Below are 9,580 nucleotides of genomic sequence, written 5' to 3'. Positions count from 1 at the left end.
TCCGACACCTGTCTCACCCGCGAGACAGGTTCACGCGATGGCGATCCCGCCTGCGTTGAATCGAATCCTCAGCATCCCAAACTGTGACCCAGGCCCGGTCAGGAAATGCCGGGACGAGAGGAGGATCAAGACAATGCCGAACGACCAGACGCACGAATTCAAGGGCGTGGGCGTGCTGCCCTTTGCCAAACGCTATGACAACTTCATCGGCGGCACCTGGGTGGCGCCGAAATCGGGCAAGTATTTCATGAACACGACGCCCATCACCGGAGGCGAGATCGGCGAGATCGCCCGATCCGGTGCCGAGGATGTCGAGGCCGCCCTGGACGCCGCCCACGCCGCCCGGGACAAGTGGGGCCAGACCTCGGTCGCCGAACGGTCCAACATCCTCAACAGGATCGCCGACCGGATCGAATCCAATCTGGAACTGCTGGCCACCGCCGAGACCTGGGATAATGGCAAGCCCATCCGCGAGACGATGGCCGCGGACCTGCCGCTGGCGGTCGATCACTTCCGCTATTTCGCGGGCGTCCTGCGCGCGCAGGAAGGTGGCATTTCCGAGATCGACCATGACACCGTCGCCTATCACTTCCACGAGCCGCTGGGCGTGGTGGGCCAGATCATTCCGTGGAACTTTCCGATCCTGATGGCCACCTGGAAGCTGGCCCCGGCGCTGGCGGCGGGCAATTGCGTGGTGCTGAAACCGGCCGAACAGACCCCGGCGGGGATCATGGTCCTGATGGATCTGATCGCCGATCTGCTGCCGCCGGGCGTGCTGAACGTCGTCAACGGCTTCGGTCTGGAAGCGGGCAAGCCCCTGGCCTCCAGCAACCGCATCGCCAAGATCGCCTTCACCGGCGAGACGACGACCGGCCGGCTGATCATGCAATACGCGTCCGAGAACCTGATTCCGGTGACGCTGGAACTGGGCGGCAAGTCGCCGAACGTCTTCTTCCAGGACGTGGCCCGCGAGGATGACGATTTCTTCGACAAGGCGATCGAGGGTTTCGTGATGTTCGCGCTGAACCAGGGCGAGGTCTGCACCTGCCCGTCGCGCGCGCTGATCCACGAATCGATCTATGACAGGTTCATGGACCGCGCCCTGGCCCGCGTGAAGGCGATCAAGCAGGGCGATCCGCGCGATTCCGAAACGATGGTCGGCGCGCAGGCCAGCAGCGAGCAGAAGGAAAAGATCCTGTCCTATTTCGACATCGGCCGCAAGGAAGGTGCCGAGGTGCTGACCGGCGGCAAGGCGGCCGATCTGGGGGGCGATCTGTCCAGCGGCTATTATATCGAGCCGACGGTGCTGAAGGGCAACAACAAGATGCGGGTCTTCCAGGAAGAGATCTTCGGCCCGGTCGTGTCCGTGACCACCTTCAAGGACGATGACGAGGCGCTGTCGATCGCCAACGACACCCTCTACGGGCTGGGCGCAGGCGTCTGGTCGCGCGAGGCCAATACCTGCTATCGCTTCGGCCGCGCGATCAAGGCGGGCCGGGTCTGGACCAATTGCTATCACGCCTATCCGGCGCACGCGGCCTTCGGCGGCTACAAGCAATCGGGTATCGGGCGCGAGAACCACCGGATGATGCTGGACCATTACCAGCAGACCAAGAACATGCTGGTCAGCTACAGCCCCAAGAAGCTGGGCTTCTTCTGATGCCAGGCGGGGCGGCCCTTCGGGGCCGTCCCCTCCCCGCAACCTGCGGGGGCCTTGCGGCGTTGGGACATCACGTCTCCTCCCTGCCGGATCGTCCCGATGCCCAAGGATACCGAAAGCCCCATCCTCGATGCCGAGGACGCCGCCACCGGCGCCGGCCTGATCTATGTCAACGACGACATGCCGGGGATCACCCGCATCCGCGCGGGCAGGGGTTTTTCCTACCGCGATGCCAGGGGCCGCACGATCCGCGACAAGGCCGAACGCAAGCGTCTGGCCGCGCTGGCCATCCCGCCGGCCTACGAGGATGTCTGGATCTGCCCCGACCCGCGCGGCCACATCCTTGCGACGGGGCGCGATGCGAAGGGGCGCAAGCAATACCGCTATCACCCCGATTTCCGCGAGGTGCGCGACAGTGCGAAATACGATCACATGCTGGAATTCGCGACCGCCTTGCCCCGGATCCGCCGCCAGGTGGACAAGGACATGGGCCGCCGTGGCCTGCCCGCCGAAAAGGTTCTGGCCACGATCGTCTGGCTGCTGGAAAACACCATGATCCGCGTCGGCAACAGCGGCTATGTCAAGGAGAACAGGTCCCACGGCCTGACCACCCTTCGCGACCGCCATGTGACCTTCGCCGGGTCCGAGGTGCGGTTCCGCTTCAAGGGCAAGGGCGGCAAGGAATGGGATCTGGATATCCGCAACGCCCGCGTGGCGAAAATCGTCCGCGCCGCCCAGGACATTCCGGGCCAGCACCTGTTTCAGTATCTCGACGAGGACGGCCAGCGACGCGAGGTCAGTTCGACCGAGGTCAACGATTACCTGCGCGGCATTTCCGGGCGCGAGGTGACGGCCAAGGATTTCCGCACCTGGACCGGCACCGTGCTGGCCGCGCTGGCGCTGGCGGAATACGAGGCCGCCGACAGCGAGGCCGCCGCCCGGGCCAATGTCCGCGAGGCGATCGAGACCGTCGCCGCGACCCTGGGCAACACGCCCGCGATCTGCCGCAAATGCTATGTTCATCCGCAGATCATCGACGCCTATCTGTCGGGCGGGTTGAAGCTGGAACTGCGCGAGAAGATCGCGGACAATCTGAAAAAGCCGGATCTGCGACCCGAGGAAAAGCAGGTCCTGACATTCCTCAGGAGGAGGTTGAAATCATGAGCACCGTCACCGCGACACCGGAAGCCCTGCAACTGATCGAGGAAATCACGGCCGATCACGGGCCGGTCCTGTTCCACCAGTCGGGCGGATGCTGCGACGGGTCCAGCCCGATGTGTTACCCGCAGGACGACTTCAAGGTCAGCGAACGCGACGTGAAGATCGGCGAGATCGGCGGCGCGCCCTTCTATATCTCGGCCAGCCAGTACGAGACCTGGAAACATACCGATCTGACCATCGACGTGGTGCCCGGCCGGGGCGGCATGTTCAGCCTGGATAACGGGCGCGAAAAGCGGTTCCTGACCCGTTCGGACCTGTGCGCGACCTGACCCGCGGTCCCGCGATTGTGAAGCCGCGACCGATCGCCTATAAGCTGCGCGTCCCCCTGGAGGTTCGATCATGGCGCACAGCATCTTCATCGACGGCGAATCCGGCACGACGGGTCTGCAGATCCGCGACCGCCTGCTGGGCCGCGACGATATCGCGCTGATCCAGATCGACCCGGAACGCCGCAAGGATGCCGATGCCCGGCGCGAGGCCTTTGCCGCCGCCGACATCGCCATCCTCTGCCTGCCCGATGATGCCGCGCGCGAGGCGGTGGATCTGACCCGCGATCTGGACGTGCGGCTGATCGACGCCTCGACCGCGCATCGGGTCGATGAAAACTGGGTCTATGGCTTCGCGGAACTGGCCCAAGGTGTCCGCGACCAGATCGCGGGCGCGCGGCTGCTCAGCAATCCGGGCTGCTATTCGACCGGCGCCATCGCGATCATCGCGCCGCTGATCGCGGCCGGCCTGATCGACGAGGAAGAGGCCGTCGCCATCAACGCGGTCAGCGGCTATACCGGCGGCGGCAAGGCGCTGATCAGCGAATATCACGATGGCGGCGCGCCGGCGCATTTCGTCTATGGCCTTGCGCAGAACCACAAGCACATCCCCGAGATCATGGCCTATACCGGGCTTCTGGTGCAGCCGGTCTTTGCGCCTTCGGTCGGCAATTTCGCGCAAGGAATGGCGGTGCAGGTGCCGCTGCATCTGGATGAAAGCCGGACCCTTGCCGCCCTGCGCGAGGCCCTGTCCGACCATTATGCGGGCCAGCAATTCGTCGCGGTCGAAAGCCCGGAGGCGATCGGCGCGCGAATCGTTCCGACGGCGCTGAACGGCACCAACATGATGCGGATCAGCGTCCATGGCGACGATTCGCTGGGTTGCGCGACGCTGGTCGCGGTGCTGGACAATCTGGGCAAGGGCGCGTCCGGCGCGGCGGTGCAGAACATGAACCTGATGCTGGGCCTGCCGGAAGAGACCGGGCTATAGGCCGCAGGGCCCCGGCGCGGCGCAGCGGGACCCCTTGTCCTATCGGGCCTGATCCGACGATTGCGGCAGCGCGAAAGCCACCAGCTGATCCCCCACCTGGGGCTTGACGATCGAGTTTCCGCCCGCGGTGAAGACGACATATTCGCGGCCCTTGTAGTCATAGACCGCCGGAATGGACACGGCCGGGGCATCGACCTGCGCCTTCCACAGGACCTTGCCGGTCTTCGCATCCAGGGCCCGGACCCGCGCATCCATCGAGGCACCGATGAAGATCAGCCCCGATTTGGTCAGAACCGGGCCCCCAATGGTGGGTGAACCCCAGCTTTCGGGCATGTAGAAGCCCCATTTCTGCACCTGGCCGAAAGGTTCCTTCCACAGCGTTTCGCCGGTCTTCAGATCGACCGCCGACATCGTGCCATAGGGCGGTTTCCAGCAGGGCATGCCCAAGGGATTGAGGAAATTGGTCAGCCGGAACCCGTATGGCGCGCCGTTCTGGGGAAACAAGCCGCCCCCGGCCTCGCTGCCGCCCGAGGTCAGGCGGTCATATTCCTCGCGCGGGATCAGCTGATAGATCTGCACGATCTTCGAGCTGTTGACATAGTAGATGCCGGTCTCGGGATCGACCGTGCCGCCGCCCCACTGCATCCCGCCCGCCGTCGCCGGAAAGGTCAGTGTTCCCCGCAGCGAAGGCGGCGTATAGCGGCCCTCATAGCGCAGGTCGGCCGCCTTGGCCGAGCAGAAGCCGAACGAGGCCCAATCGGCCAGGCGGAACACGCCGCCCCAGTCATCAGCGGTCGCGGGTTCGGGCAGTCGCGTCATCGGCTGCGTCGGCGCGGCCTTCTCGCCCTCGACATCGCTGGCGGGGACGGGCATTTCCTCGATCGGATAGACCGGCTCGCCGGTCAGGCGGTTCAGGACGAAATAGAGGCCCATCTTGGTGGTGGCGACCAGCGCCGGAATCGTCTGGCCATCCTTCCGGATATCGACCAGCGTCGGGGCGGCGTTGATGTCGTAATCCCAGATGTCGTGATGGACCAGCTGGCGCGACCAGGCGACCCTGCCGGTCTCGACCTCCAGTGCGGTGATCGAGGTGGCTTGCGGAATCGGGTCCAGCCGGGTGCCGCCATAGAAATCCGGGCTGGGGCTGGACACGGGCAGATAGACCAGGCCGTTTTCCTCGTCCACCGACATGGCGGTCCAGACATTCGCGGTGCCGGTCAGTCCGTCATAATCCTGCGGGATCGACTGATAGGTCCATTTGCGCTTGCCGGTGCGCGCATCGACCGCGAACACCGATCCCAGAGGGTTCTCGGCATCGTACCAGTCCTTGCCGGCCCAGCCCATGATCAGCGTGTCGCCCGTCACCGTGGGCGGCTGCAACTGCGACAGCGGGAAATTGGCGTCGGGCTTGTTCCACTGGTTCACATCCAGGATCCCGGCATCGCCGAAATCCGGGCACAGCCTGCCGGTCTCGGCGTCCACGGCATGCAGGCGCGCATCCATCGTGCCGATATAGACCCGCTTGCTGCAGGGGCCGGTGCTGCCGTCGCTGGCCTGCCAATAGGCGACGCCGCGGTTCTTCAGCTCGGGCTGGGTCAGGGCCTTCAGTTCGGTCTGCGGATCATAGGTCCATTCGACCTTGCCCGTATCGGGCCGGACGGCCAGAATGCGATAGAAGGGCGTGCCGACATACAGCATGTCATTGGCCAGGATCGGGGTGGCCGACCAGACCGTGCCCGGAATATCGCCCGACCCGTCCGAGACGTCGCCCGTATGAAGCTCCCACGCCTTTTCAAGCTGGCCGACATTCTGGGGCGTGATCTGGGTCGAGCGGGCGTATTTCTGCGCCTTCAGATCGCCCTGAAAGGTGGGCCATTCGGTCTGTTGCGCCGCCGCCGGCAGGGCGAAGGCGGCCACAAGGGGAAGAATCGTCATCACGCGTGTCATCGGATCTACCTCGCGACCATGATGAAAACCGCCCAGCAGGCCATCAGCAGAACCATGCCAAGCACGATCAGCACGCTTTCAAGAAACCATGCCGCCAGCGCGGTCAGCGCCGCGCCGACCAGGATCATCACGGTCAGCGTCGTGCGCCAGGCGCCGGGGGCCATGCGGCCCACCGCGAAGGCGGTGATGGCCAGCACCAGCGATCCGCCCGTCACCAGCAATGCGCCGGGCGTTCCCCGGATGCCCGATTCGTGGCTGAAATAATCGACGAGGCCCACGACGACAGCCAGAACGGCCGGCAACGCCATCGCGGTCGCGACCAGTTCTTCGCGGGCGCTCTGCGGCGTCGCGGCATGAGAAACGGATGCTGACATGATGTCTCCTTTCCTGTCCGGGCCCGTCCGGTCGGCGCAAAGGCGCCGGCTGCCGGCGGGTCTGGAAAGGAAAGACCGGCAGAGACATGCCGGTTCCATCCCCGCCCGCGGCCGATACCGCAAACATCGCCCTGGATCACGGGGGCCTCAACCGGCGTCGCGGGTCGCGGCCGCACGGGCCCGCGCGCAGGAACCTATTCCGCCGTCTCGGCATAGCTGTCCAGCGGCGGGCAGGTGCAGACCAGGTTGCGGTCGCCATAGGCGTTGTCCACCCGCCCGACCGGCGGCCAGTATTTGTCCACGCGGAACGAACCGGCCGGAAAGCAGCCCTGTTCCCGGCTATAGGGCCGGTCCCAATCGGCGACCAGATCCTCGACCGTGTGCGGGGCGCGGCGCAGCGGGCTGTCCTCGGCGCCGATGCGTCCCTCGGCGATCTCGGTGATCTCGTCCCGGATCGCCAGCATGGCGGTGATGAAGCGGTCGATCTCGGCCTTGGTTTCGGATTCCGTGGGTTCCACCATCAGCGTGCCGGCGACCGGCCAGCTCATCGTGGGGGCGTGAAAGCCGTTGTCGATCAGCCGCTTGGCGATATCGTCCACGGTCACGCCATGGTCGGCAAAGGGCCGCGTGTCCAGAATGCATTCATGCGCCACCCGGCCGCGATTGCCCATGAACAGGATCGGATAGGCGCCCGCCAGACGGCTGGCGATGTAATTGGCGTTCAGGATCGCCACCCGTGTCGCCTGGGTCAGCCCCTCGCCCCCCATCATCAGGCAATAGGCCCAGGAAATCAGCAGGATCGAGGCGCTGCCATAGGGCGCGGCCGCGACCGCTCCGCTGCCATCCTCGCGCGGGTCGCCCGGCAGATGCGGGGCCAGATGCGCCTTGACGCCGATCGGGCCCATGCCCGGCCCGCCGCCGCCATGCGGAATGGCGAAGGTCTTGTGCAGGTTCAGGTGGCTGACATCGCCGCCGATCTCGGCCGGCTTGACCAGCCCGACCAGCGCGTTCAGGTTGGCCCCGTCGATATAGACCTGCCCGCCATGATCATGGGTGATCCGGCAGACCTCGCGCACGGTATCCTCGAAGACGCCATGCGTGCTGGGATAGGTGATCATCACCGCCGCCAGCGCGGTCCCGGCCTTGGCCGCCTTGTCGGCGAAATCCTCCAGGTCGATATCGCCATTGGGGGCGGATTTCACCACCACGACCTTCATGCCGCACATCTGTGCGCTGGCCGGGTTGGTGCCATGGGCGCTGGCCGGGACAAGGCAGACATCGCGCTGATCGTCGCCGCGCGACCGGTGCCAGGCCTGGATCGTCAGCAGCCCCGCATATTCGCCCTGCGCACCGCTGTTGGGCTGCATCGAGAAGGCGTCATAGCCGGTGATCTCGCACAGCTTGTCGGTCAGATCGCCGATCGCCTCGGCATAGCCCGCCGCCTGATGGCGCGGCGCGAAGGGATGCAGGCGGCCGAATTCAGGCCATGTGATCGGCATCATCTCGGCCGCGGCGTTCAGCTTCATGGTGCAGGAACCCAGCGGGATCATCGCCCGGTCCAGCGCCAGATCGCGGTCCGACAATCGGCGCATGTAGCGCATCATCTCGGATTCGGCGCGGTTCATGTGAAAGACGGGATGGGTCAGGTAGTCGCTGTCGCGCAGCAGATCGTCGGGGATTGCGGGCCGGTCGGCAGGGGCGGCGGGATCGTCGATCCCGAAGGCATCCAGCAGCCGCGCGATCACGCCCGCATCGGTCGTCTCGTCGAGGCTGATTCCGACGCGGTCGCGGCCCACGCGGCGCAGATTGATGCCGCGCTGTTCGGCGGCGGCCAGGATTCCGGCCTGACCCACGCCGACCTTGACCGTGATCGTGTCGAAGAACGCCTCGGGCGCGACCTCGGCCCCGGCGGCGCGCAACGCATTGGCCAGCGTCGCCGCATTCAGATGCACCCGCTGCGCGATGGCCCGCAGCCCCACCGGCCCGTGGAACACCGCATAGAAACTGGCCATCACCGCCAGCAGGGCCTGCGCCGTGCAGACATTGCTGGTCGCCTTCTCGCGCCGGATATGCTGTTCGCGGGTCTGCAACGACAGGCGATAGGCCTGATTGCCGCCGGAATCGACGGAGACGCCCACGATCCGGCCCGGCATGGCGCGTTTCAGCGCGTCCCGGCAGGCCATGAAGGCCGCATGGGGGCCGCCATAGCCCATCGGCACCCCGAATCGCTGGGCGCTGCCCACGGCAATGTCGGCGCCCATGGCGCCGGGTTCGCGCAGCAGGCAGAGGGCCAGCAGATCGGTAGCCACGATGGCCAGCGCCCTGGTCTCGTGCAGCGCCGCGATCTCGGGCGTCAGGTCGCGGACATGGCCATGGGTGCCGGGATACTGGAAGATCGCGCCGAAGACCTGATCGGCCTTCAGATCGCCGACCCCGCCCTTGAGGATGCGGATGCCAAGGGGCGCGGCCCGCGTCTCGATCACGGCGATGGTCTGGGGATGCAGATCATCGGCCACGAAGAAGGCATCGGCGCCGGACTTGGCCTGCCGGCGCGCCATCGCCATCGCCTCGGCCGCCGCCGTCGCCTCGTCCAGCAGGCTGGCATTGGCGACGGGCAGCCCGGTGAGGTCGGCGACCATGGTCTGATAATTCAGCAGCGCCTCCAGCCGGCCCTGCGCGATTTCGGGCTGGTAGGGGGTATAGGCGGTGTACCAGGCCGGGTTTTCCAGGATGTTGCGCTGGATCGCGGGCGGCGTGACGGTGCCGTAATAACCCTGCCCGATCAGGCTGGTCATGACGCGATTCCCGGCCGCGACCTCCTGCATCCGGGCCAGCAGCGCGGCCTCGGACAGGGCGGGCCAGTCCAGCGGACGGTCCTGCCGGATCGCCTTGGGCACGGTCTGGTCGATCAGCGCATCCAGGCTGTCCGCACCGATTGCCGTCAGCATCTCGGCCATCTCGTCGGGCGAGGGACCGATGTGACGGCGATTGGCGAAATCGTCGGGGTTGTAGTCGGTCGGTGTCCAGCTGCTCATCCGCATCTCCGTCGTGCAGCACCCGCCGGGCCTGCCTTGGTCGTCAAATATCCTCGGGGGGTCCGGGGGGCGAAGCGCCCCCGGCC

The 9,580-nt window shown here is 66.1% G+C and carries 7 protein-coding genes; 4 read left to right on the top strand and 3 right to left on the bottom strand.

Translation table 11 applies throughout. From position 1 onward, the window contains the following. Window positions 1-133: 133 nt before the first annotated feature. From adh to argC, 4 genes are all read left to right on the top strand, one after another. The gene (gene adh / locus B4L36_RS06475) at window positions 134-1,660 is read left to right on the top strand and encodes an aldehyde dehydrogenase (RefSeq protein WP_292954098.1); all 1,527 of its coding nucleotides are present in this window, start codon (window positions 134-136) and stop codon (window positions 1,658-1,660) included. Between the two features lie 99 nt (window positions 1,661-1,759). Continuing rightward, window positions 1,760-2,824, top strand: coding sequence for a DNA topoisomerase IB (locus B4L36_RS06470; RefSeq protein WP_292954095.1), 1,065 nt, complete (start codon window positions 1,760-1,762; stop codon window positions 2,822-2,824). Then, a complete protein-coding gene (locus B4L36_RS06465) occupies window positions 2,821-3,150 on the top strand; it encodes a DUF779 domain-containing protein (RefSeq protein ID WP_292954092.1) in 330 nt (109 codons plus the stop codon). Before B4L36_RS06470 ends, B4L36_RS06465 begins: the two co-directional genes overlap by 4 nt. 70 nt (window positions 3,151-3,220) lie before the next feature. Then, window positions 3,221-4,138: an N-acetyl-gamma-glutamyl-phosphate reductase gene (argC, locus tag B4L36_RS06460; protein ID WP_292954089.1), complete on the top strand. Its 918-nt coding sequence runs from the start codon at window positions 3,221-3,223 to the stop codon at window positions 4,136-4,138. A 39-nt stretch (window positions 4,139-4,177) separates the two neighbouring features. Here the strand turns inward: argC and B4L36_RS06455 are convergent, their stop codons facing one another. The 3 genes from B4L36_RS06455 to gcvP all read right to left on the bottom strand — a co-directional run bounded on the left by B4L36_RS06455 (window position 4,178) and on the right by gcvP (window position 9,494). Beyond that, the gene (locus B4L36_RS06455; RefSeq protein ID WP_292954086.1) at window positions 4,178-6,073 is read right to left on the bottom strand and encodes a pyrroloquinoline quinone-dependent dehydrogenase; all 1,896 of its coding nucleotides are present in this window, start codon (window positions 6,071-6,073) and stop codon (window positions 4,178-4,180) included. A 17-nt stretch (window positions 6,074-6,090) separates the two neighbouring features. Then, complete coding sequence (locus tag B4L36_RS06450) at window positions 6,091-6,459, bottom strand: hypothetical protein (RefSeq protein ID WP_292954083.1); 369 nt, start codon at window positions 6,457-6,459, stop codon at window positions 6,091-6,093. A 194-nt stretch (window positions 6,460-6,653) separates the two neighbouring features. Beyond that, window positions 6,654-9,494, bottom strand: coding sequence for an aminomethyl-transferring glycine dehydrogenase (gene gcvP / locus B4L36_RS06445; protein ID WP_292954080.1), 2,841 nt, complete (start codon window positions 9,492-9,494; stop codon window positions 6,654-6,656). Window positions 9,495-9,580 lie beyond the last annotated feature (86 nt).

This window comes from Paracoccus sp. UBA889, assembly GCA_002294185.1.
Lineage (GTDB): Bacteria > Pseudomonadota > Alphaproteobacteria > Rhodobacterales > Rhodobacteraceae > Paracoccus.
This window is presented reverse-complemented; position numbering and strand designations above follow the sequence as displayed.

What these genes read in the sequence shown, in the direction of transcription:
- B4L36_RS06470 (WP_292954095.1), top strand. Translation starts at nt 1,760, where the DNA reads ATGCCCAAGGATACCGAAAGCCCCATCCTCGATGCCGAGGACGCCGCC.
- gcvP (WP_292954080.1), bottom strand. Translation starts at nt 9,494, where the DNA reads ATGAGCAGCTGGACACCGACCGACTACAACCCCGACGATTTCGCCAAT.
- B4L36_RS06455 (WP_292954086.1), bottom strand. Translation starts at nt 6,073, where the DNA reads ATGACGATTCTTCCCCTTGTGGCCGCCTTCGCCCTGCCGGCGGCGGCG.
- B4L36_RS06465 (WP_292954092.1), top strand. Translation starts at nt 2,821, where the DNA reads ATGAGCACCGTCACCGCGACACCGGAAGCCCTGCAACTGATCGAGGAA.
- B4L36_RS06450 (WP_292954083.1), bottom strand. Translation starts at nt 6,459, where the DNA reads ATGTCAGCATCCGTTTCTCATGCCGCGACGCCGCAGAGCGCCCGCGAA.
- adh (WP_292954098.1), top strand. Translation starts at nt 134, where the DNA reads ATGCCGAACGACCAGACGCACGAATTCAAGGGCGTGGGCGTGCTGCCC.
- argC (WP_292954089.1), top strand. Translation starts at nt 3,221, where the DNA reads ATGGCGCACAGCATCTTCATCGACGGCGAATCCGGCACGACGGGTCTG.